At 61.4% G+C, this 22,648-nt stretch carries 18 protein-coding genes and 1 tRNA gene; 9 read left to right on the forward strand and 10 right to left on the reverse strand.

The features are described 5' to 3' along the window. Window positions 1-38 precede the first annotated feature (38 nt). The 3 genes from ACE2AA_RS05050 to bioD are packed head-to-tail and all read left to right on the forward strand — an operon-like array spanning window position 39 to window position 3,303. Window positions 39-1,232, forward strand: coding sequence for an 8-amino-7-oxononanoate synthase (locus tag ACE2AA_RS05050; protein WP_141260150.1), 1,194 nt, complete (start codon window positions 39-41; stop codon window positions 1,230-1,232). After that, a complete protein-coding gene (locus ACE2AA_RS05055; RefSeq protein WP_395371541.1) occupies window positions 1,229-1,897 on the forward strand; it encodes an alpha/beta fold hydrolase in 669 nt (222 codons plus the stop codon). Before ACE2AA_RS05050 ends, ACE2AA_RS05055 begins: the two co-directional genes overlap by 4 nt. Then, window positions 1,894-3,303 (forward strand): dethiobiotin synthase, encoded by a 1,410-nt coding sequence (gene bioD / locus ACE2AA_RS05060; protein WP_395371542.1) that lies wholly within the window; start codon window positions 1,894-1,896, stop codon window positions 3,301-3,303. Before ACE2AA_RS05055 ends, bioD begins: the two co-directional genes overlap by 4 nt. An 82-nt stretch (window positions 3,304-3,385) precedes the next feature. On the opposite strand, the gene lexA is transcribed toward bioD, so the two are convergent. Both lexA and glp read right to left on the reverse strand, forming a co-directional pair. Continuing rightward, window positions 3,386-4,060 carry a transcriptional repressor LexA gene (gene lexA, locus ACE2AA_RS05065; protein ID WP_141260153.1) on the reverse strand — a complete coding sequence of 225 codons (675 nt, stop codon included), beginning with the start codon at window positions 4,058-4,060 and terminating at the stop codon, window positions 3,386-3,388. A 118-nt stretch (window positions 4,061-4,178) separates the two neighbouring features. Continuing rightward, window positions 4,179-5,387 carry a gephyrin-like molybdotransferase Glp gene (gene glp / locus ACE2AA_RS05070; RefSeq protein ID WP_395371544.1) on the reverse strand — a complete coding sequence of 403 codons (1,209 nt, stop codon included), beginning with the start codon at window positions 5,385-5,387 and terminating at the stop codon, window positions 4,179-4,181. Window positions 5,388-5,546: 159 nt separating this feature from the next. On the opposite strand from glp, the gene rpmG reads away from it, so the two are divergent. Beyond that, window positions 5,547-5,714 carry a 50S ribosomal protein L33 gene (gene rpmG, locus ACE2AA_RS05075; RefSeq protein WP_003620129.1) on the forward strand — a complete coding sequence of 56 codons (168 nt, stop codon included), beginning with the start codon at window positions 5,547-5,549 and terminating at the stop codon, window positions 5,712-5,714. 73 nt (window positions 5,715-5,787) lie between these two features. Here rpmG and ACE2AA_RS05080 read toward each other — a convergent pair whose 3' ends face one another. Together ACE2AA_RS05080 and eno are read right to left on the reverse strand one after the other, a co-directional pair. After that, the gene (locus ACE2AA_RS05080) at window positions 5,788-6,117 is read right to left on the reverse strand and encodes a septum formation initiator family protein (protein WP_141260218.1); all 330 of its coding nucleotides are present in this window, start codon (window positions 6,115-6,117) and stop codon (window positions 5,788-5,790) included. Window positions 6,118-6,177: 60 nt separating this feature from the next. Then, on the reverse strand, window positions 6,178-7,458 hold the full coding sequence (gene eno, locus ACE2AA_RS05085) for a phosphopyruvate hydratase (protein ID WP_141260155.1): 1,281 nt from the start codon (window positions 7,456-7,458) through the stop codon (window positions 6,178-6,180). A 137-nt stretch (window positions 7,459-7,595) separates the two neighbouring features. Here eno and ACE2AA_RS05090 point away from each other — a divergent pair, with 137 nt between their 5' ends. Further along, window positions 7,596-8,078 (forward strand): DUF3429 domain-containing protein, encoded by a 483-nt coding sequence (locus ACE2AA_RS05090; RefSeq protein ID WP_395371547.1) that lies wholly within the window; start codon window positions 7,596-7,598, stop codon window positions 8,076-8,078. A gap of 168 nt (window positions 8,079-8,246) precedes the next feature. On the opposite strand, the gene ACE2AA_RS05095 is transcribed toward ACE2AA_RS05090, so the two are convergent. The 5 genes from ACE2AA_RS05095 to ACE2AA_RS05115 form a co-directional block, all read right to left on the reverse strand. Next, a complete protein-coding gene (locus tag ACE2AA_RS05095; protein ID WP_395371549.1) occupies window positions 8,247-10,568 on the reverse strand; it encodes a molybdopterin cofactor-binding domain-containing protein in 2,322 nt (773 codons plus the stop codon). Continuing rightward, window positions 10,561-11,034: a (2Fe-2S)-binding protein gene (locus ACE2AA_RS05100; protein WP_010507850.1), complete on the reverse strand. Its 474-nt coding sequence runs from the start codon at window positions 11,032-11,034 to the stop codon at window positions 10,561-10,563. The genes ACE2AA_RS05095 and ACE2AA_RS05100 overlap by 8 nt, the downstream gene beginning before the upstream one ends. A gap of 21 nt (window positions 11,035-11,055) precedes the next feature. Beyond that, window positions 11,056-12,384, reverse strand: a complete 1,329-nt coding sequence (locus tag ACE2AA_RS05105; RefSeq protein ID WP_141260158.1) for a cytochrome c — start codon at window positions 12,382-12,384, stop codon at window positions 11,056-11,058. A gap of 382 nt (window positions 12,385-12,766) precedes the next feature. Beyond that, window positions 12,767-15,154, reverse strand: coding sequence for a glucose/quinate/shikimate family membrane-bound PQQ-dependent dehydrogenase (locus ACE2AA_RS05110; RefSeq protein ID WP_395371551.1), 2,388 nt, complete (start codon window positions 15,152-15,154; stop codon window positions 12,767-12,769). 138 nt (window positions 15,155-15,292) lie between these two features. Then, complete coding sequence (locus tag ACE2AA_RS05115) at window positions 15,293-16,774, reverse strand: mannitol dehydrogenase family protein (protein WP_395371552.1); 1,482 nt, start codon at window positions 16,772-16,774, stop codon at window positions 15,293-15,295. Between the two features lie 258 nt (window positions 16,775-17,032). Here ACE2AA_RS05115 and ACE2AA_RS05120 point away from each other — a divergent pair, with 258 nt between their 5' ends. The 4 genes from ACE2AA_RS05120 to ACE2AA_RS05135 all read left to right on the forward strand — a co-directional run bounded on the left by ACE2AA_RS05120 (window position 17,033) and on the right by ACE2AA_RS05135 (window position 21,782). Further along, on the forward strand, window positions 17,033-18,133 hold the full coding sequence (locus tag ACE2AA_RS05120) for a glycosyltransferase family 4 protein (protein ID WP_395371553.1): 1,101 nt from the start codon (window positions 17,033-17,035) through the stop codon (window positions 18,131-18,133). Between the two features lie 71 nt (window positions 18,134-18,204). Beyond that, complete coding sequence (locus ACE2AA_RS05125) at window positions 18,205-19,722, forward strand: replicative DNA helicase (RefSeq protein ID WP_141260162.1); 1,518 nt, start codon at window positions 18,205-18,207, stop codon at window positions 19,720-19,722. A gap of 404 nt (window positions 19,723-20,126) precedes the next feature. Then, window positions 20,127-21,638 (forward strand): YifB family Mg chelatase-like AAA ATPase, encoded by a 1,512-nt coding sequence (locus tag ACE2AA_RS05130; RefSeq protein WP_395371555.1) that lies wholly within the window; start codon window positions 20,127-20,129, stop codon window positions 21,636-21,638. 69 nt (window positions 21,639-21,707) lie between these two features. Further along, window positions 21,708-21,782: transfer RNA gene (locus ACE2AA_RS05135), tRNA-Val, on the forward strand. A gap of 460 nt (window positions 21,783-22,242) precedes the next feature. Here ACE2AA_RS05135 and ACE2AA_RS05140 read toward each other — a convergent pair. Continuing rightward, complete coding sequence (locus ACE2AA_RS05140; RefSeq protein ID WP_141260164.1) at window positions 22,243-22,626, reverse strand: hypothetical protein; 384 nt, start codon at window positions 22,624-22,626, stop codon at window positions 22,243-22,245. Window positions 22,627-22,648: the final 22 nt, after the last annotated feature.

Consider the following 22,648-nt stretch of genomic DNA (forward strand, 5'->3'; position numbering starts at 1 on the left):
GGGCGGGATTGACCGGGGCTGTGCGCTCCGGCAGGAGAATGCGCTTCATGGCCCGTTTTGATCCAATTTTCCAGACCGCGCTCGACCATATGGCGGATACGCATACCCGCCGCGTGCTGCGTCCCGTACAGCATGTAGGGGCAGCCACCGTTATCCGTGGCGGCCGCGAACTGATCAATTTCTCATCCAACGACTATCTGGGCCTGTCCCACCATCCCGCGCTGGGTGCACGCGCCGCCGAATGGCTGCAGCAGGACGGAACCGGCGCAGGTGCATCCCGCCTTGTGACCGGGACCAGCCCACGCCACATGCAGGTCGAGGCACGGCTGGCTTCATTCAAGGGATGCGAGGCCGCAGTGCTTCTGTCCAGCGGGTGGCAGGCCAATGCGTCGGTACTGGCTGCACTGCTACGGCTGGCGGCGGGGCAGGGAGCGCCACCGCTGGTTTTTACCGACCGGCTGAACCATGCCAGCCTGCATCAGGGCTGCATGGCGGCCGGTGTACGGCAGATCCGTTTCCGCCATAATGACCTTGAACATCTGGACAGCCTGCTGGACCGTCATGCAGGGGACGAACGCACCATGCGGGTAATCGTGACCGAAAGCGTATTCAGCATGGACGGCGATCGCACCGATATCGCGCAACTGACCGCCATTGCCCGGCGGCATGGTGCGTTTACCTATGTTGATGAGGCCCATGCCACCGGTGTGCTCGGTCAGCAGGGACGCGGACTGTGCGCGGGACATGATATCGATCTGGTCATGGGGACGTTCAGCAAGGCACTAGGGGGATTCGGGGCCTACGTGGCGGGGTCACGGGCTTTATGTGACTGGCTGGCAAATGCATGTTCGGGCTTCGTATTCACGACCGCGCCGCCACCTGCGGTGCTGGGGGCAATGGATGCGGCGCTGGAACTGGTGCCCACGCTGAATGAAGTCCGGGCGCGGCTGTCCCGCAACGCCGCCCATATCCGACATGTGATACAGGCGTGCGGCCTGTCATCGGGACCGTCCACCACCCACATCATACCGATCATGATAGGGGAAGCCGCACAGGCGCTGGCGTTCGCAGGCCATATGGAGACCCACGGCATCCTTGCCACCGCCATCCGTCCCCCCACGGTGCCACCCAACGGCAGCCGCATACGGCTGGCGCTGAGCGCGGCCCATACCGACAGCATGATTGACCAGCTGGCCCACGCCATCACCCGTGCCGCCCGCGTAATCACATGACCTCGCCTGCATCCTTCCCCCCGATCGCACTGGTACATGGCTGGGCCTTTGACCCGACATTCTGGGATACGACCCGCACGGTCCTGGGTCAGGCGCGCACGATGTGTACTGATTTCGGCTTCTTCGCACCCCAAGCGGTGCTGACGTTACCCCAGGTTCCCTATATCGGGGTGGGGCATTCGCTGGGCGCGTTGTGGCTGCTGCGCAACCATGGGCCCCTATGCCGGGGGTTGGTGCTGATAAATGGTTTCAGCCGCTTCGGGACCGCCACGGACTTTCCCGACGGCATTCCACGGCGCGTGATCGAGCGCATGCATGCGGGCCTGCTACGCGCGCCCGAAGGGCTGCTGCACAGCTTCCGCCTGCGTGCCGGGATTGATACACCACTGCCGTCCCACATCGAACGTAACCGGCTGGAACAGGGGCTGCTGGCCCTTATGGACATGGATTGCCGGACCGACCTGCAACAGGTCACATGCCCGGTCCATGTCATTGCAGGGATGGACGACGCCATAGCCCCCCCCACGCTGACACATGCCTGCTTTCCCCCCGGTGGCGACATACAGACCCAATGGCTGGATGGCGGCCACCTGCTGCCGCTGACCCACACCACAACCTGTACCCATGCCATTATGGCCATGACCGGACGGATAACCGCACCATGACCCGCAAGGACAGCATCGCCGCCCGTTTTGGCGCGGCACAGGGATATGAACAGGCTGCCCGGGTCCAGCGTATTGCGGCCCGCGAACTGGCACGCCGCATCGCCACTCACCATGCTCCCGGCAGTGCCCCCGCCCGCATTCTGGAGATCGGCTGCGGCACCGGCTTCCTGACCCGTGCACTACGCAGGCTGTTCCCCGATGCTCACATCACCGCCACCGATATTGCCCCCGCCATGCTGGACCGTGTGGCACAGCGGATGCCCGGTGATGACAGGCTGTCCCTGCACCGCATGGATGCCGACACCCCGGACGTGGCGGGACCGTTCGACCTGATCTGTTCCAGCATGGCCATGCAGTGGTTTTCCGACCGGGCGCGAACCCTGCACTTACTGGCTGACCTGCTGATACCGGGGGGACAGATGGCGATGGCTACCCTGTGCGCGGGTAGCTTCAGGCAGTGGCGGGATGCGTATGCGCGTACCGGGATCATGTGCCCCACGCCCGATTACCCCGCCATCGAACAGCTACAGGCCGAATGGCCCGCCCGTGGCGCGGGGATGTGGCACGATGCCGAGATTATTGACACCCCGGACACCCCATTGGCTTTCGTGCAGGAGCTACGCACCATCGGAGCCACGCATACGGACCATGCCCCTGCCACGGCAGGCCAGTTGCGTCGTGTCATGACTGCTGCGGAAATGGATGGTCCTTTTGCCGTGTCCTATCAGGTAGGCTATGGGCTGTTCCGCCGCGCATTCTGGCCGGGGGTATTCGTCACCGGCACGGATACGGATGTAGGCAAGACGGTGACATCCGCAGCCCTGGTACGGGCATGGAACGCGGCTTACTGGAAACCATTGCAGAGCGGCACGGATGACGCGCCATCCGACAGCATGGGTGTGCGGCAGCTTGCGAAGCTTGACCCCGCACGCCTTTATCCATCAGCCGCAACATTCGGCGCATCGCTATCGCCCGAGGACGCGGCCCATGTGGCCCATACCCGTATCGACCCCGCCGCCATCACCCTGCCGCACCATGCGGCCAGCGACGGGCCGCTGGTCGTGGAAGGGGCGGGCGGCGTGTTTGTACCAATTGCCGAAAATTACCTGATGATCGATCTTATGGCACGGCTGGCCCTGCCGGTGGTGCTGGTGGCCCGCAGCCAGCTTGGCACGATCAACCATACGCTGCTCAGCCTTGCAGCATTACGGGCGCGTGGGCTGCATGTAGCGGGCGTGATCCTGAACGGCGCGCCCGAATCCCATGGCCGCAGCGCCATCGAACGCCATGGGCAGGTCCGCATACTGGCCGAATTCCCGTCCCTGGTCCCCATGGGACCAGATGCAGTCACGCAACTGGCCGCACGCCTGCCCACATGGGAACAGGTAGCAGCGGACGCTTCCTGAAGGCCGTTTCAGAAAGGGCAAGTTTCCTGAAGTTTAAAAAAAAGCTTCACCAAAAACTTTTCGTGGTTCGCAGGCGGGCTTTTCAGTAACGGCGGATCAGGCCCGCCAGCGTGCCCTGCACACTGACACGCCCGGCAGGCAGCACGCGGGTTTCATAATGGCTGTTGGCGGGGACCAGCGCGATCTCGCCGCCTTCGCGGCGCAGACGCTTCAGCGTGACTTCCTCCCCATCGATCAGGGCAACGACAATCTGCCCATCCGTGGCGTGCGCGCCTTCACGGATGATGACCATGTCACCATCCAGAATCCCTGCCTCCTGCATCGAATCACCCGTGACTTCCAGCGCATAATGGCTGGCCTTGCCCAACATGTCGGCCGGGACAGTGATGCGGGCGGTTTCCGCCGTGATGGCTTCAATGGGGTTGCCTGCGGCAATCCGCCCCACAAAGGGCACATCCACCACCCCCGCCAGCATTTCGGGGGAAGGCAGGTCGGGAACTGGCGCGGGCGAATCGGACGGAGCGGGCCGAGGCGGCACTTCGATATCAGGCAGGCGCAGGATTTCCAGCGCGCGGGCGCGGTGATGCCTGCGGTGGAGGAAACCGCGTTCCTCCAGCGCCGAAATCAGGCGGTGAATGCCGGATTTGGAACGCAGGCCCAGCGCGTCCTTCATTTCATCAAAGGATGGGGAGAAACCCGTCCTGCGCAGGTGGCTATCGATAAACAGCAAAAGTTCATGTTGTTTCTTCGTAAGCATGCCACATGTCCTTTTGCCGTTACCGGGGCGCCCGGGCCGAAACGTGATGGAACAAACCAAAAACCTGTTCCTGTGTTCTATATTGGTTCCCCATGCCGCGTCAACCGGCATCCAGTACCTATTCCATAACGCGGTCGATACGGATCACGTCGCACGGATCGCCCGCTTTTGCGGGTGCCGCATGGGGCGCACGCAGGATCAGGGCGCCACTTTCCGCCAGTACATGCAGCATGGCCGAATCCTGTACGGCGAAGGGAGTCGCCACCAGCCGTCCATCCGCGTCATGGCCGAGGCGCGCGCGCAGGTGGTCCATGCGCCGGTCGTTTTCGGGCACGTCTGCCCCCAGTATCGCGCGTTCCGGCGGCACGACCGGCGTGGTCAGCCCCGCCATGCGGCGCAGCGCGGGCAGGATAAACACAACCGAACAGACAAACGCCGCCACCGGATTGCCCGGCAGGCCGATAAATGGCAGGCGGCCCAGATGCCCATACATAAGCGGACGCCCCGGCCGCATGGCGATTTTCCAGAAATCGGTTTTGAGCCCGACCTGTTCCAGCCCGCGCCGGACAAGGTCATGGCTGCCGATACTTGCGCCCCCAGCCGTCACCAGCATGTCCACGCCATCAACCATGCGTTCCAGCATGGCAAGGTCGGCCATGTCATCACGCAGCACCGGCAGCATGACCGGGTCGGCCCCCGCCGCGCGCAGCAGGGCGGCCAGCATGGGGGTGTTCGAATTGGCGATCTGTCCTGCTCCGATCCCGCTTCCGGGCAGCAGCAGTTCATCCCCCGTCGCGGCGATGGCCACGCGCGGGCGGCGCGTTACCTGTATCCAGGCATGGTTGGCGGCGGCGGCAAGGCCGATATCGCGCGCCGACAGCCTGCGCCCGACGGGAATGATTTCCTGGCCTTCGGCAAAGTCCTGACCCCTGCGCCGGATATAGGTGCCAGGGGCAAGGGTGGTCGTGGTGGTGACGGATGTGTCCTCCGCCTGTGCGTTTTCCTGTATCAGTACGGCATCCGCACCAGGAGGCACGACCGCGCCAGTGAATATGCGCACGCATTCACCCGGCCCCACCGTGCCGTCAAAGGGATGGCCCGCAGGCGCTGCCCCGATGCAGGACAGGCGCGCGCCCTGCGCTGACAGGTCGGCTGCACGCACGGCATAGCCATCCATGGACGAGACATCGGCCGGGGGATTGGACAGCCGGGAGATGACGGGAGCCGCGCTGACGCGACCACAGGCATCAGTCAGGGCCACGACCTCGGATGGTAGGGGAAACACCCCGTCAAGAATCCGTTTGCGCGCTTCGGGGACGCTCAACATCGTGCACTGCGCTCCTTTTTTTACCCATTGTGTGCGAATTTAATCAGAAATATCGGCCAAGGCGCTTGACCTGCGCCTTGTGTATGCGCATTTTCCGCCCACTTGAACCACTGCTGTACCTGAATGTTCCAGCAGCGGCAAAGCAGTGCTGAGGATATCATGGCCAAGACCAACACCATCCAGATCAAACTCGTCTCCACGGCGGACACCGGCTACTTCTACGTGACCAAGAAGAACGCCCGCGCCCAGACCGGCAAGATGGAAATGCGCAAATATGACCCCGTTGCCCGCAAGCACGTGGCCTTCCGTGAAGCGAAGATCAAATAATCTTCCGCTCAAACGGATATAAAAAAACCCCGGTAATCGTGCCGGGGTTTTTTTGTGCCTGTCATGTGAGCAATCAGTACAGATGGTCGTGTTCCCCATAGGGAACGACGATTTCATCCTGCCGGGCCAGGTTCTGCATGGAACGCGCACGTTCATCCAGCAGGTCGGTATCCAGTGCGCCTTCCTTCAGCCCGCGCACGCGGCGCAGCCAGACTTCCTGTTCCGCCGAGGCATCTTTCTGGGCGGAACGGGCCTCATCCAGCAGGTGCAGCTGTGCGGCATAGCTGTGCAGCCCATGTTCGCCCCGCATCACGTTCCAGCCGAAATAAGCCGTAAGCCCGATAAACAGGGCAGGGGGGATGGTTGCACCCATCACGCGCTTTATGATCTTGCCCAGCTGCATCGTATCCCTTTCCCGCCATGTCCTGTTGCCGGACGGGATTACCCCGTCCGGCACGGGATGTCACCCGTTCTTCAGGATCGTGCGCCCGGCATAACGCGCGGCCGTGGCCAGTTCGTTCTCGATGCGGATCAGCTGGTTGTACTTCGCCGTCCGGTCCGAACGGGACAGCGACCCGGTCTTGATCTGCCCGCAGTTGGTCGCCACCGCCAGATCGGCGATGGTGCTGTCTTCCGTCTCTCCCGAACGATGGCTCATCACGGCCGTATAACCGGCATGCTGGGCCATCTGAACGGCTTCCAGCGTCTCACTCAGCGTGCCGATCTGGTTGACCTTGACCAGCAGGGAATTGGCGACACCGGCCTTGATGCCACGGCGCAGGCGGTCGGGATTGGTCACGAACAGATCATCCCCCACCAGCTGCAGCTTGTGCCCAAGGTTGGCAGTCAGTTCGGCCCAGCCTTCCCAGTCATCTTCCGCCAGGCCATCCTCGATGGAGACAATGGGGTAGCGTGCGGACAGGTCGGCCAGATAGGCGATCATGCCAGCGGCATCCAGGCTCCTGTCCTCACCTTTCAGTTCATAACGACCATTCCTGTAGAACTCGGTCGCGGCGCAATCGAGCGCGAAGGTCACGTCATCACCTGGCCGGTATCCTGCCGCCTCGACCGCGCGCATCATGAAGCCCAGAGCCTCATCGGCTGATTTCAGCGCGGGCGCGAACCCGCCTTCATCCCCGACGTTGGTGTTGTAACCGGCACCCGACAGGCTTTTCCTGAGCTGGGCAAAAATTTCCGACCCCATGCGGATCGCATCCGTCACCGTGGGGGCACCCACCGGCTGGATCATGAATTCCTGGATGTCGATGGGATTGTCCGCATGCTGGCCGCCATTGATGATGTTCATCATCGGCACCGGCAGGGTGCGGGCATACACACCGCCGACATAGCGGTATAACGGGGTCTGCAGTTCTTCGGCCGATGCCTTGGCCACTGCCAGCGATACACCCAGAATCGCATTGGCGCCCAGGCGGGATTTGTTGGGCGTGCCATCAAGGTCGATCATCGCCTCGTCAATGGCGACCTGATCGGTCGATTCCACGCCCTGCAGGGCTTCAAGGATTTCATGCTCGACATGGCTTGCGGCCTTGAGCACGCCCTTGCCGCCATAACGCTTGGGATCACCGTCACGCAGTTCAACAGCTTCATGCGCGCCGGTAGACGCGCCCGAAGGGACCGCGGCCCGGCCTTTTGCGCCGGATGCCAGTTCAACATCCACCTCGATGGTGGGATTGCCACGACTGTCGAGTATTTCCCGGGCGATGATATCGATAATGGCGCTCATGGTATCTGTTTCCTCAGATTTGACATTATGGGGATACGGCATACGACCGCATGCATATCCTGCCCCCACGATAACAGATGCAACGCATCATGCCAGAGTAGGCTATGCACAACATGACAAGATAGGAGAGACCCGCCGTGAAACGCCTGCCACTGCTTGCCATCGTCACCGCGCTGGCAAGCCTGCTGCCACTGGTTGGCTGCACATGCGCGATCCTGTTCCTGACCCCCGACCACACGCCACGCCTGCTGACGGCCGCCGTTGGGTATGGCGCGGTGATGCTGTCCTTTCTTGGCGCAGTACACTGGGGACTGGCGCTGGAACAGCCCGACATCATCCCCGCAGGCGGCACGCAGCGCCTGAGCAACCTGCGCCTTGCCATGGGGGGCGCGCCTGCCTGTATCGGCTGGGTGGGACTGTGTGCGGCGACAGTGCATGAACTGATCGGGCTGCTGATCCTGATCATGGGATTTGCCGCTACTGCTGTCGTCGAACGCATGGCATGGCAACGCGGGGCCATGCCGCGCGGTTACATGACATTGCAGTGGTTTGTCATATGCCTGGCGGAATTATGCTTTCTGGCCATACTGGCCGCCTGCATGGGCATGCGGCCCCATTGATAAATCGGGGGGGCTGCAAACCATAGGAAGCTTTTTTCAAAAAGCTTCAGAGAACGCCAGCCTTGTGAAAAAAAGCGACACCCCAAAACCTTTGTTTTTTATCCCGGACAATAAAAAACCCCGGCATGCATCGCATCCCGGGGTTTTTCGTGTTCAGGTTGTAACCGCTTAACCGTTCTGCAGGCCGCGCAGCACATCCGCCGGACGGACCGGCATATGACGCAGGCGCACGCCCACGGCATTGAAGATGGCGTTGCCAATTGCTGGACCGACCACTGTCGTGCCGGGTTCACCCAGACCCATCGGCTTTTCAGTGCTGGGCAGGAACTCGATGTCCATTTCCGGCGTGTCGGCAATACGCAGCGGCGTATAGGTGTTCAGGTTACGGTCAACCGGCATGCCGTTGACGATTTCCGTGTTCTCGAACAGGGCCATGCTCAGGCCCCACAGCGCGGCGCCCTCGGTCTGGGCCTTCGCGCCATCGGGGTCGACCACCGTGCCGGCATCGACAACAATGGTCAGCTTCTGGCATGTCACCACGCCGGTGCTGCGATCCACATGCACCTGCGCAACACAGCCGATCCATGTCGGCATGCCGCGTTCCTGACCCGCCGTGGTGGCAAGGCCCATCGCGGTGTCCTTGGGCAGGTTGGCCTTGCCCCAGTTCACCTTTTCCATAAGCCTGCGTACGACTGCGGCCTGACGCAGCGCGCCACCGACGGAATCGGGGGCCTGTCCCTTGTTACGGCCCTGCGCGGTCAGCAGTTCAAGACGGAACTGCGCGGGATCCTTTTTCTGGCGGTGCGCGACTTCATCAAGGAAGCACTCGATCCCCCAGCTGGTCCAGCCGGGGCTGACCGAACGCAGCCAGCCGGGACGGAAGGTCTTTTCCGCCAGGTCATTGCGCAGCGCCCGCACCCGGAAGGCACCGACTTCATACCAGTGGTCACCACCAGCGATGGCGAACTGGTCATACGGCTTGCCATCCACGCCCTTTTCCATGAACGCTTCGGCCATCACGCCCGTGGGCCAGCCAGCAGCGGCCTGATAGTCCATGGAGGTAATCCTGTCGCTGGCGTCAAATGCCATGCGCAGGCGCTGGACCGAAGGCGAACGGAAGGAGTCGAACTGCATGTCATCCGACCGTGTCAGGATCAGCTTGACCGGCTTGCCCCCCAGCGCCTTGGACGCAAGGGCAGCCGGGATCATGTAATCCCCGTTCAGCCGGCGGCCAAACCCGCCACCAAGCAGATAGCTGCGCAGGATGACCTTGGATTCCGGCACCTGCAGCGACTTGGCCAGCGTGGGCAGGATCAGGCTCTGCCACTGGTTGCCTGCATGGATCTCGTAGACGCCGTCCTTTTCAAAGGCCAGCGCGTTGGTCGGTTCCAGCTGGTAATGCAGCACGGATGCACAGGTATACTCCTGTTCCATGACCGTGTGCGCACTGCCGAAGGCCTGATCCACACCATCATCATTGAAGATGTAGACGCCGCCTTCCTTGTTATTGATCAGCTCCCGGCCACGGTCCTGAATGTCGCGTTCTGACGTGTGGATCGTCTCGCCCGGCGTCCATTCAACCTTCAGCGCATCGGTCGCGCGGATGGCGGCGCTGTAGCTTTCAGCCAGCACCACGACCCAGCCCTGCACGACCTGCGACGGATCATCAATCAGCAGGTAGCGGATATAGCCCCTGATCTTCTTCGCATCGGTATCATCAACCGAACGGACCTTGGAACCATAGCGTGTCGGCGGCATCTTGGGACGAGCATAGACCATGCCCTCCACCTTGGCGTCGATGCCATAGATGGCGGTGCCATTGGTCTTGGCGGGAATGTCCAGCGCCTTGAGTTCGGCATTGCCGATCAGCCTGCGCTCGCTTGCGGGCTTGAGCGGCAGCCTGGCCATTTCCTCGGGCGTGAAGGAATGGGACGGATGCCCCTTGGCCACGATGTCGCCAAAGCTGATCTGCCTGTTACCGGCACTGACAATGCTGTTGGCAACCGTGCACTTGTCCGGCGTGGTACCCAGCAGGCGCGCGCCTTCTTCCACCATGGCCGTGCGCGTCGCCGCACCCGCCTGGCGGAAGACGTCCCATGTCATCCACACCGACCAGCTGCCACCAGTGACCATCAGGCCCCATTTGGGGTCGGTGTCCACATAGTTGATGCGGACCTTGCTCCAGTCGGCTTCCATTTCATCCGCGATGATGCGGGCGAGGGCGGTGCCGATATGCTGGCCCATTTCCGCGCGGATGATGTTGACCGTGATTTCCCCATCAGGTGCGATCGAACACCAGATGGTGGGTTCGAACGCTCCGTCACCCGGCAATGATCTGTCGAGCGGGAAAATCTGGTTGGCGGCTGAGGGGCGTGCGAAGCCAAACATGACGCCGGCGCCAAGCGAGGTGACAAGGAAGCCGCGACGTGACAGGGAAGCCTGTTCACGGCGTCCGTCCTTGCCAAGGCGGAAGCGGTTTAATCTACCCATTTGATGCATCTCCGCGTGCGGTGGCCGCGGCCTTCTTGATGGCCTCACGAATGCGAATGTAGGTCATGCACCGGCACAGGCTGCCAGCCATGACGGCATCGATTTCCTCATCCGTGGGAGAGGGGTAATCCTTCAGCAGGCTCACGGCCTGCATGATCTGCCCGGACTGGCAGTAGCCGCACTGCGGCACCTGGATTTCACGCCAGGCCTGCTGGACCGGGTGGTTACCCTCGGGATCGATGCCTTCGATCGTGGTGATGTCAGCGCCTTCGGCGGCGCTGACGGGGGTCACGCAGGAACGGGTGGCCCGGCCACCGATATGGATGGTGCACGCACCACACATACCGATACCGCAACCGAATTTCGTTCCAGTCAGGCCAACTTCGTCACGGATGACCCACAGCAGGGGGGTATCACCCGGTACGTCAACGGTTACTTCCCGTCCATTGAGGCGAAAGGTCGTCATGTTCTAGCTCCGTCTTTCAGCTCAATGGGACGACGCGACAGGGGGGACGGGCAGGGTCTTGCGAACCTCGCCCGCCTTCTTCTCCAGATCGGTCCATGGCGGCAGGGTCGTGCGGGTCGCACGCAGGTAGGCCGCCAGGCGGGCCAGATCCGCATCCGAGAAGGAATGGTAGAAACTGGGCATGGAAACGGTGGAAATGCCTTCCGTCGTCCCGATACCGCGCAGGATCACCTGGAACAGGTTGGTCGGCTCATCCAGCCACAGCGCGTTGTTCAGCGCCAGGTCGGGGCGGCCTTCAACCGGCTGCGGGCCGGCATTGGCGTGACATGCGGCGCAGGCGCCTGCATACAGCTTCGCATTCGGGTTAACCTGCGGTCCGACCAGATCCTTCATGGATGCCTGCATGGCCCATGCAATGGCCTTGGGGTCCTGACTGACGCGGGTTGCGGAATGGTCGATCTGGGCCAGGTAATGTGCAATGGCATGCACATCGGATTCCGGCATCTCGCTCAGGCCGCCATGCACGACAGGCGACATGGGACCGGCGGCACTGCCATGCAGCGGGGCGGAACCGAAGCGCAGGTATTTGAAATACTCGTCCTCGGTCCAGACAACCGGGGTCGGGTTATGTTCATTGAGCGGGGGCGCGATCCAGTTGTCCACCGGGGCGCCATCATACGGCGCGCTGGCCTTTTCCGCACCCATGAGGTTACGCGGAGTATGACAGGCGGAGCAGTGGCTCAGCCCTTCGGCCAGATATGCACCACGGTTCCACTCGGCATCCTGGCCGGGATCGTTCTTCAGCGGTCCTTCGTGCAGGAACAGCAGTTTCCAGCCAGCCTGCTCCAGACGGATGTTGAAGGGGAAGCCCACCGTGTTGTCACGCTTGACCGAATGCACCGGCTCCCGCGTCATGAGGAAGGCATAGACATCATCGATGTCCTGATCCGTCATGTGCGTGAAGTGGTCAAACGGGAAAGCCGGGAAAAGCTGCGTGCCGTCACGCGAAATGCCCTTGCGCATGGCGCGCTTGAAGGCGGCTTCCGACCAGTGGCCGATACCCGTTTCGGGATCAGGCGTGATGTTGGAGGAGAAGATGGCGCCAAAGGGCGTGTCCATCTTGTAATCGCCCGCAAGCTCCACGCCACGCTTGCCATCCGTGCGGGTATGGCATTCGGCGCAGTAGCCGCCAGCGGCCAGCACGCGCCCGCGCTCGATCTGCGCTGCGGAGAAAGAGGAAGGAGGAGGCGGTGCAACCGGTGCAATGGCCGGATACCACGCATAGGCAAGGAACCCGACGCCGCCGGCGACACCGATCCCCACAATCGCTGCTGCAATACGCTTAATCACGATGTTCTCGCGGTTGTGAAAGTCATCATATCACCCCGTATCATCCGCCCGGTTCCAGTGCCGGTATGGCGCGAAACACAAGAAACAGCGCATCGTTGCGCCGTCCTGAAGGCACCGGAACTGCCGGATGTGCGGGAACATCGGCGCCACGGCGGAAACTTTGTATTACCGTTTCCTAATCAAGCCGTTTGGGGGCGCGTAAGATCAAAGCTATAATAAGAGTTATTTATTTATAATATGAATATAGCAGGAGCGCCGCAAACCCCTGAATAAATGGGTTTGCAGTGTCCTGTCACAGCAATATCTATATACCAATGAATATAGATAGAACCGGCCATGTCAAGCCGGGGAAGGAAAAAATCCTTCCCCGGCTCTGCACGGCTCAGTTCTGGTCAGGCAGACTGTAGGCGACGATGTAGTCACCCAGCTTCGTGCCGAATGATCCGTGGCCACCATCGGCAGTCACGATGTACTGCTTGCCATCCACCGCATAGGTCATGGGGGTGGACTGGCCACCTGCGGGCAGGCGGTCCTGCCACAGCACGCGGCCGTTGGTCACGTCATACGCACGGATGTAGTAATCCAGCGTGGAGGTCAGGAACGCGACCCCACCTGCCGTGGTCAGCGGGCCGCCAAGGCTGGGCACACCCATCTTGATGGGCAGGGGCAGCGGCGCGCTATCGCGGATGGTGCCGTTGCGGTGCTTCCACACGATCTTGTTGGTACGCAGGTCGATCCCGGACATGTAACCCCATGCAGGTTGCTTGCACGGCAGGCCGAATGGCGACAGGAACGGGTGCAGGTCTACACCATAGGGCACGCCAAACTGCGGCTGCACGCCACTTTCGCTGCCCGAGGGCAGGGACTTGTCAGGCGTTGCCGGATTGTTCGGGCCACGCGGGATCAGCCTGGACACGAACGGGATGGCGATGGGGTTGGCGATCGCGATCTGGCGCACGGGGTCAACTGCAAGGCCACCCCATTCAAACATGCCCAGGTTACCGGGAAACACCAGCGTGCCCTGCAGGGACGGCGGCGTGAACGTGCCATCATAACGCAGGCGGTGGAACATGATGCGGCAGACCAGCTGGTCATACATCGTGCCACCCCACATATCGGCATCGGTCAGCAGCTTGCTGGGACGGAAGGTCAGCTGGGAGAAAGGCTGCGTGGGCGACAGGTGATCGCCGGGTGCGGCCCCCTGCGGCACGGGCCGTTCGGGCGCAGGCACGACCAGATGGCCATTGCGACGGTCCAGCACGAAGATGTTGCCGGTCTTGGCCGGGGCATACAGCGTGGGAATGACCTCACCCTGTTCGTTGCGGATATCGACCAGGCTGGGCTGGGCGGGGATGTCCATGTCCCACAGGTCATGATGAACGGTCTGGTAAGACCACACCAGCTTGCCGGTGGAGGCATTCAGCGCCACGATCGAACTGGCATAGCGTTCGGCATCCGCGCCGCGGTTGCCGCCCCAGATATCGGGCGTCTGCACACCCATCGGGATGTAGATCAGGTCCAGATTGGCGTCATAGGACGACGTGATCCACGAATTGGGGGAATTGGGCACGAAGGTGTGGTGTTCGGACGGCATTTCGTTCGGGTCGGGATTGCCGGGATCGAACGCCCATTTCAGCGCGCCGGTATGCACGTCGAACCCGCGCGTGACACCTGAGGGTTCATGCGTGGAATAATTGTCGGTCACCGCACCGGACACGATCACGGTGGTATCGGTCACGACAGGGGGAGATGTGGGTTCGTAAAAACCCAGCGTCTTGACGGGCATTCCGTCACGCAGGTCCACAACGCCGTTGTTGCCAAAGTTGGCGCAGCGCGCGCCGGTTTCGGCATCCAGAGCGAACAGCTGCCCGTCATTGGTGGGCAGGAAAATGCGACGCGCGCATTCCACAGGGGGCGTGGCGGCTTCATCGGTCTGCGCTTCGGCCCTGTCCTCGTGATAGGACACGCCACGGCAGGTCAGGTGCTGGAAGGTGGGGTTGTACGCCAGCTTGGGATCGAATTTCCACCGCTGCCTGCCCGTTTTTGCATCAAGGGCGAACAGGATCTGGTGGGGTGTGCACAGGTACAGCGTATCACGGATCTTGATGGGTGTGACCTCATCGGTGATTTCACCGGGGTCATTGGGGCCACGCAGGTCGCCGGTGCGGAATGTCCACGCAACCTTCAGCCTGCTGACATTATCGGCATTGATCTGTTTGAGCGGAGAGAAACGGTCCCCGAACTGCGTGCGCCCATAGGCCTGCCAGTCGCCATCAGGCATCTGGTGGGCATCACCGGGTTCGGGGGCATCCTTGGCCACCGGCGGCAGGTTGCCCGCGATATCCTGCGGATCACCCGTCAGGGCGAAACCCACCACGACCACGGCAGCGCCAATGGCCCCCAGCAGCGGCACGCGCGCGCCCATGCCTGCAGGCTGCAGGTGCCGCGTCACCCACGGCAGCGCCAGCACGATACCGATGGGGACAAGGATATCCCCACGCGGCGCCAGCGCCCAGAAGTCAAACCCGGCTTCATTGACGGCCCATGCCATCGTGCCGAGCAGCAGGACCGCATAGACCGTAAGCGCGGATGCCTGCCGCCGGAACAGCAGGAATGCCGTCACCAGAAGCAGGACACCCGCGACAACATAGTAAAATGAACCCCCAATGAGACACAGCCACAGACCACCGCCCAACAGGTAAAGACCTGTCAGTGCGCAGACGGCTATGGCAGCCACCAGAAGGGGAGCCGAGCGTATAAGGCTATTCATAAGTTTTCCTGATTACCGTGATACAATCCGAACATTCTCCCATGAGAAAACGTAGGACTTCCCTCCGGGTCAAGCCTAACTTTATGAATAAATCGTGTGTCCGAATATTTCAGGATGCATTTTCAGCACCCTGAACGGCTATTTCCCACTGGATACAACTGTCGCCAGCGTCGCCCGCGTGCCATTGGCCCGGATGGACTGCCGCATGGTCAGGTAAGCCTGCACGAATCCAGGACTGTCACCCAGTTCCCACCCGGCAAAGGCGCTCATGTCCAGCGCATCCTCCAGCCGTGGCGAAGCCGCTTTCACCCGGTCGTCATCGGTCAGGTGCGGTTCGACAATGGCGTAGGCCTGTCCCCTGTCATCATGGCCACGCAGGTATTCGGCGTAACAGGCCACGACAAAGGCGATGCGCTCCACGGGGCGCTTATGCGCGATCACGCCCATGGCCGTGCTCTTGATGAACATGGGCAGCTTGGACGTACTGTCGGATGCGATGCGCAGAAGCTGGTCACTGATTGCCCGGTTGCGGAAGCGGTGCAGCAGGCGCCGGCCGTATTCGGTCAGCGCCATGCCCGGTGGCGCGTGCAGCAGGGGTTCCGCGTCAAAGGCGAGGTACTGCTCGACCAGCGTGACTTCGTTCAGGTCTTCCATGATTTCACTGACCACACGATAGCCCGACAGCACGCCAGACAGCCCCAGCAGCGAGTGGGAGGCATTGAGCATATGCAGCTTCACCTCCTCATACGGCTGGACATTATCCGTGAACTGCACACCGACAGCATCGAGTTCAGGGCGACCGGCGCAGAATTTGTCCTCCACCACCCACTGGATGAAATCCTCGCAGAAAACGGGAATGCGGTCATCAATCCCGCTTTCCGCATCAAGCCGACGGATATCATCGGGATGGACGGCAGGCGTAATGCGATCGACCATGGTGCAGGGGAAGGTGACGTTTTCCTCCATCCACTGCGCAAGGCCCGCGTCACGCGCACGCGCCCAGCCCAGGAAGGCCGTGCGGGCGACATGGCCATTCTGGGGCAGGTTGTCACATGACAGGATGGTAAACGGGCCGGCACCACTTTCGCGCCGTTTGCGCAGCGCCTCGGTCAGCAGGCCGAATACGGTATGCGGCACCTCGCGCTTCAGGTCCTCGGCGATCAGGGGATGATCGATGGGAAAGACACCGTTTTCATCAACATAGTAGCCGCCTTCGGTCACGGTCATGCTGACAATGCGGATCGCGGGATCAGCCAGCCGCGCGATGGTGGCCGCGCGGTCGGCGGGTGCATACATGTATTCTGTAATGGAACCGATCACCCGCACCACATTGGGCATGTCGGGGGCGCATTCGGTCAGGGAATACAGGCAGTCCTGTGCCGCCATGTCCTGTGCCTTTTCGGCCTCGTGCGGGTTTTCCATCAACCCTATTCCCAGCAGCCCCCAGTCGGCCTGACCGGGACGGTCCAGCACACGGTCCATGTAAACCGCCTGATGGGCACGATGGAAATTGCCCACGCTGATATGGGCAATACCGGGCGTTACCCTGCTGCGGTCATAGGCAGGCACGATGATATTGCCCGGCAGATGGGGCAGGGTCGTATTATTGAGTACGGTCATGAACCATTTTCCACGGAAAGTATCCACGACGCGTAATCAGAAACGCAGGATCATACAACCCGTCAATACTGCGAACCTGCGGTTGACACAGGTCAGGGCAGGCATTGCGGGCGGGTAATTTGCACTTCCAATACCCGGTCGCTGTTTTCTAATGGGGAAAACTGCCCTATTAAGCCTTTCCGCCGTTGCATATCCGGTGTTCCGGTCCCGAAAAATGACGGCAGGGACAGCCCTGGCCGGATCTGTTGTTGGTAATGAATGCGTATCCTCTATCTTATTAACAGCCTGAATGGCGGCGGGGCCGAGCGACCATTGCCTGCCGTGATCGGGATGATGCGCGCCTGCGGGCACGAGGTCCGGGTCGTGGCGCTGGCGCGCAAGGCCGGCAACGCCATTGCCTGGCTGGAGGCTGCCGGAATCGATTACCACATCGTGGATGACCGCGATCCCGCACGCTTCGCATCACTGGGGCAGGTGCTGCGTTATGTCCGCGCCAACCGGCCCGACCTGCTATGGACATCGCTGACCCGCGCGACCCTGTATGGTCAGGCCATCGGCAGGATGCTGCGCATTCCCGTGGTCAGCTGGCAGCACAGCGCGTTCCTCAAGCCCGCCAACCGCTTCATGCTGCGCCGCACCCGTCACCTGAGCGCATTCTGGGTGGCCGATTCCGAATACGTGGCCCGCGTCACCCGCAGCCAGTTGGGCCTGCCACCGGAGCGGATCTGCACATGGCCGCTGTTCATGGCCGAAGCGGACATACCACCGGCCACGCCATGGGACGGGCAGGGGGATGCGGTCTTTCATGTCGGGTCGCTGGGACGGCTGGAATCGGAAAAGAACATGCAGCTGCTGGTGCGCGCGATGGGCGTCATCCGCGCCACCCGACCCGATGCACGCATTCACCTGTCGCTGTGTGGCAGCGGGTCGCAGATGATGGCTCTGCAGGCGCTGGCGGCCCGGGAGGCTGCGGACGCCATCAGTTTCGAGGGCTTTCAGCCGGACCCGCTGGAATTCTGCCGCAAGCTACATGTATATGTACAGCCTTCCCATTTCGAGGGACTGTGCATCGCGGTCCATGAAGCCATGCAGATGGGGCTGCCGGTCATCGCCACACCCGTGGGCGCCATTCCCGACATCATCCGTGATGGGGCCAACGGGTTTCTTCTGGCTGCCTCGACGCCAGAAACCCTTGCCGCACAGATCCTCCACCTTTACGCACGTCCCGAGCTGTGCATGCGGACTGGCAGGGCGGCCCGACACGATATCCTGCAACGCTACGGGCCGGATACGGTCCATGCCATGGCCACTTCCGTCATCCGCCGCGCTGAAGGGCTGGTGCGCACACGTCGCGGCTGACGCGTGCGACGCCCATACGCAGCCCATCATGCCCCTTCCTGTCGCATGGGCGGATCAGGTAGGATGGGCGGGTGAATACGATCAAGAATCCCCCCTCCGCTGAGTCCGGACAAAAGGACTCGCTCCTTGGCGTCTCGCAACGCCTGCCACCTGCCAACGTGCAGGCGGAACAGGCGCTGCTGGGCGCCCTGCTGACCAATAACCGTGCGTATGACCGCGTGTCCGACTTCCTGACCGGCGCGCATTTCGCCAACGAGGTCAATGGCCGCATCTATGACGCCATTTCCCGCCGTATCGAAGGCGGGCAACTGGCTGATCCGGTTACGCTGCGGGCCGAATTCGAGAACACCGGCGTCCTGGATTCCGTTGGCGGCACGGCGTATCTGGCCAAGCTGCTGACATCCATGGTCGGCATCATAAATGCCGCCGATTACGGGCGCGTGATCCATGATGCGTGGATACGCCGCCAGTTGATCGACATCGGGCAGGATGTGGTCAACAACGCCTTTGGCGCACGTCCCGACCTGGATGGTCCCAACCAGATCGCCGCCAGTGAGGAAGCCCTGTTCAAGCTGGCGACGGAAAAGGGTCAGGATGGCGGCTTCCAGTCCTTTGACCGCGCTCTGGCGGATGCGCTGGAAATTGCGCAGCAGGCCTTCAACCGCAGCGGTGACGTGGTGGGACTGACCACCGGACTGCGCGACCTGGACAAGAAAACCGGCGGCCTGCACCCGTCCGACCTGCTGATCCTTGCGGGCCGTCCGGCCATGGGCAAGACAGCCCTTGCCACCAAAATCGCCTTTTCCGCCGCGCGCGCGATCATGGAGGAGATACGCGACGCCCCGCCCGATGCCAAACCCAAGGGATCGGTTGCCATCTTTTCACTGGAAATGTCGTCCGAACAGCTGGCCACGCGTATCCTGTCCGAACAGGCCAGCGTATCTGGCGAAAAGATCCGCCGTGGCGACCTGGGACAGAAGGAATTCGACCGCTTCGTGCAGGTCAGCCGTGAACTGGCGCAGCTGCCGCTGCATATTGACGACACGCCCGCCATCACGCTGTCGGCCATGCGCACGCGCTGCCGCCGGCTGGCGCGCACCAAGGGGTTGAGCCTGGTGGTGGTCGATTACCTGCAGCTCATGCGGCCATCGGTGGGGAGCAGGGCGGAAAACCGCGTGCTGGAAATCTCCATGATCACGCAGGGCCTCAAGGCGCTGGCCAAGGAGCTGTCGGTGCCGGTCATAGCCCTGTCGCAGCTTTCACGTCAGGTGGAGAGCAGGGAAGACAAGCGTCCCATGCTGTCGGACCTGCGTGAATCGGGATCGATCGAGCAGGACGCCGATGCGGTTATGTTCGTCTATCGTGACCAGTACTACCTGCAGCAGCGCCAGCCCAAGGAAACATCCTATGACTCACAGGACAAGTACCACACGGCGATGGAGGAGTGGCAGCGCAAGATGGACCTTGCGCATAACCGCGCTGAACTGATTCTGGAAAAACAGCGTCATGGGCCGACAGGGACGGTGCACCTGTTCTTCGAAGGGGAGTTCACGCGTTTTGCCGATCTGGACATGGTTCACGATGCCTGAAGCCTGAATGAATAAACGTTTTTGGATGCCGCTTTTTTCAACGAGGCTGCGTCTGAAACAGCACTTCTCAAAGGCAGGGATTTCAGACTGTCTGTTAAGAATCTTATTTAAGTGACACGCGATGTGGCCATCGCGTGTCACTGTGCCTTATCCGTCACAGGGATCACAGGTGCCAGATCCTGAATGACGTCAACTGGGACCGTGTTGTGCAGGAAAGCGCACAGGGAATGGGATGGACAGGATATGGGGGCGTCAGGCATGTCCCCTCCCGTCCGCACCAAAAAGTTTTATAAGAAATATTATGCCAACAAAAATAGCCGTGCATTTCCTTGCGCGCCAGAATCTGGCCCGTTCGGCCATGTTCCATAATGGTCAAGCCGTCCGCAATCCGGCATCATTACACCATGACTGATACGGCGCTTGCATCCATCTGTGGCTTTGCCTTTTCCGGCATCGAAGCCGTTCCGGTCAAGGTCGAGGTCCAGCTATCCGTTGGCCTGCCATCATTTCTTGTCGTGGGCCTGCCAGACAAGGCCGTCAATGAATCCCGCGAACGCGTGCGCGCCGCCCTGTCCGCCATGGGGCTCGCGCTGCCGGCCAAACGGATCGTGGTCAATCTGGTACCCGCCAGCCTGATGAAGGAAGGATCGCATTTCGACCTGCCCATCGCCCTTGCCCTGCTTGGGGTCATGGGCCTGCTGCCAGGTGACATGGCGCAGCGTTATGCTGCACTGGGTGAACTGTCGCTTGATGGCGGCGTCAATCCCGTATGCGGCGTGCTGCCCGCCGCCATGACGGCGGCCGGACTGTCGCTGGGACTGATCTGCCCCGCCAGCCAGGGCGTGGAAGCGCGCTGGGCCAGCGAGGATATGGATATCCTCGCCATCCGTTCCCTGCCCGAACTGCTGAACCATTTCCGCGGACAGCAGATCATCGACCCGGTTGAATTGCCTGCGCGCATGAATGAAGGGCTGACCGCCCTGCCCGACCTTGCCGACATTCGTGGCATGGAAACCGCGCGCCGCGCGCTGGAAATTGCCGCCGCCGGTCGGCATTCGCTGCTGATGGTGGGACCCCCAGGTGCGGGCAAATCCATGCTGGCCGCGCGCCTGCCCGGCATCATGCCCGATCTTACCCCCACCGAGATGCTGGAAATCAGCCGGATTCACAGCATTGGCGGCCTGTTGAAAGATGGGCAGCCCGTCTGCCGTCCCCCTTTTCGTGACCCGCATCATTCCAGCAGTCCCACGGCATTGAGTGGTGGCGGCGCCCGCGCCCGCCCTGGCGAGGTCAGTCTGGCGCATCGCGGTGTGCTGTTTTTAGATGAACTGCCGGAATTCTCGCGCTCCGCGCTGGAAATCCTGCGCCAGCCCATGGAAACGGGGTCCATATCCATCGCCCGCGCCGCAGCCCATGTTACCTACCCTGCCCGCTTCCAACTGATCGCGGCGATGAATCCATGCAAATGCGGCTATCTGGGTGATGCGGCGCAGGAATGCCGCAAGGCCCCGCGTTGTGGCGAGGATTATCAGGCCCGTCTGTCCGGCCCCCTGCTGGACCGTGTGGACATGGCGGTCCATGTCGAACCGATGCCCCTGACCCGCATTGCCGAAACCACGGGTGGCGAACCCAGCGCCACCGTTGCCGCACGTGTCAGCGAAGCCGTGGCCCGTCAGCACGACAGACAGGGCGAAGCCCGCAATGCCGAAGCCCCGATAGATGATTTCCGCATAACCGCTGCAGCCCGTGATTTTGCGGTGCAGGCATCTGAAAAGATGCATCTTTCCGCCCGTGGCTTTACCCGTCTTCTGCGTGTGGCGCGGACGATTGCCGACCTGTCCGGCACCGTAGATGTCGAACGTCCCCATATTGCCGAAGCCCTGGCCTACCGTATCCGCCGTCCGGGTCGAAAATAGCCGCCTCTGTATCTTTTCCCCCTTGCGCACCATGCCCTGCTGGATTAATAAGGCCCCACCGAAGCGGATGGGTGCGTAGCTCAGCGGTAGAGCATCGCCTTCACACGGCGGGGGTCACAGGTTCAATCCCTGTCGCACCCACCATCCGGTCTCTCCTTTCCTAAAGCCATCTGTCAGGCAGACCATGTTAGCAAATGGTCCGTCCGGTTGACCGGGTACGAACCCGTATCCCCTATGTTGACTGCATGTTCGCTGGCTGATCTGCCATGCCGGATTATTCGCGTCTTCCATCGATTCTGATCGGATCACAGGACATTCCGGAACCCTACTGTCAGCCTTCTGCCATTGTCGTTCCATGATGGACATGAATTGATACGTTAGGTTCATGGCCCGCCTGCCCCCGATGCCTTCCAGACAGATCGCGTATTCAGCACGGGCTGAATTTCGTTAAACTATTGATAGAAATAATTTTTTTAGAGCTGACTTTAAAAAAAACCGTCACCCAAAGCTGCTTTATATTTGTAGCCTTTTCAGACAGCCCTGGCGAAAACGCCAGACCTGTTGCTTTCTGGAGATCCTGTCCGGTTTCCCCGCATCACTTCCGTCATGACGGGACATCTTCCAGCGCATCGCGGCATTTGACATAGGACAGCTTGTCCTGGAACAGGAACAGCACATAATAATCCAGCGTACGCCGCCGTTTGCGGGTGGGATTGGTATAGAACGGGAAGACGTCAAACGGCCCGTCATAGCCCTCGGGCACCGGGTCATGTTCCGTCACGCAACGCACCTGAAACAGGGGTGCATAGACGGTGGCATCCGCATCTGTCCGCCGGACATGAAACAGGTTTTTCCGGAACTTGCGCAGCCGCTGCGGCAGGACGAATATCATGTTCTGTTCAAGGAAATTCTGCGGCGGATTACGATCGCGCAGGTATTTCATGTCGGCAGGCATGTCACAGAAAAAATTGGTGTCCTGTACGATCATGGTCCAGTCAGGTTCCCTTCCG

This window comes from Komagataeibacter diospyri (genome assembly GCF_043995075.1).
GTDB lineage: Bacteria > Pseudomonadota > Alphaproteobacteria > Acetobacterales > Acetobacteraceae > Komagataeibacter > Komagataeibacter diospyri.